The organism is Clostridium sp. D33t1_170424_F3, assembly GCF_015667585.1.
Classification (GTDB): Bacteria; Bacillota; Clostridia; order Oscillospirales; family Acutalibacteraceae; genus Anaeromassilibacillus.
In genome coordinates this window covers 1-1,101 of the sequence record NZ_JADPEG010000040.1, presented here as the reverse complement: position 1 = coordinate 1,101, position 1,101 = coordinate 1, and the positions used below count along the sequence as shown (strand labels likewise).

Below are 1,101 nucleotides of genomic sequence, written 5' to 3'. Positions count from 1 at the left end.
GAACCGCCGCCGGACGGCTTACTGCTGTTGTGGTTGTCGTTCAGCTTATCCCACGCATCCTGCAGTCCGTCACACGCACTGTCCACCTCCGCCTGCGTCGCCAGCGGATTGTTCAGGGCATCCTCCGCGATGGCGCGCTGGGCCTTGTAGTACGCCACCTTCGCCGCCGGATAGCCGCTCAGGTCCACGTTCTCCGTGCGGTCCAGAATCGCCTTCAGCGCATCCTTGTTCGGAATCTTCTGCAGGCCGGCAATCGCTGTGGTCAGCGTTTTCACCGCCGCGTCGATCTGTGCCTGTGTCGCATCCGCCGGCAGCTCTCTCGCTGCTTTCAGCGCTTCCTTAAAGGCATCCTGTCCAATCGGCAGATACTCCGTCTCAAGTATGCTTTCGATCTTCTCCGCCTCCGCCAGAAGCTTCTGGAGCCCGCTCCAGTTCGTTGTGTACTCCAGCGCCATGACTGCGTCATACAATGCTTCCGTCGCTGTCTTGACGTCCTCTTCCAGCGCATTCTTATCCTGCTCCACAGCCCTGGCTTCGCTCAGCTTTGCCTGCATGGCCGCCCAGCTTGCCGCGGTGTAGTTCGCCTCCTGGAGGCCTTCCGCAATCGCGATCATATCGCGCAGGTCTTCCTTGTCTCCCGCACGGAACTCCAGGTAATGGATCATGTGCAGCAGGTCGCTCCACGCCTTGTCAATTTCCGCCTGCGTCGCGGCCGCATCCTCATTGACAGCCTTCGCCGTGTTGTACGCCGCCATGAACTGCGTCTTCACATCCGACACCAAAGCTTCCACATCACCCGCGTCGATGCGCTCCTTCGCGTAATTGACAATCAGGCCCAGAACGCTCTTGTCCGTCACTTCAAACGCAAAGTTCAACGCAGTCTCTTCTTTGCCCATCGTGAAATCATAGCTGTAGGTATTTCCGCTGATCAGTGCCGGCTCCGCGCCGTCCACTGTGACGGAACGGAACATCCGGCCGCTGATGCGCGGCTCAAAGGTGAACCGGTATGCGGTCCCCTCTTCCACCTTCTGCACCTGGTATCTGCCGATCTTATCCGCGATCGGCTGCGCCTCGCCGTTGACCTTCAGCGTCACATTGGAG

The 1,101-nt window shown here is 59.5% G+C and carries 1 pseudogene; it reads right to left on the bottom strand.

Annotated features, from left to right (window positions below):
* Window positions 1-1,101 (bottom strand): annotated as a pseudogene (locus tag I4V53_RS13845) (FIVAR domain-containing protein); the annotation flags it as partial.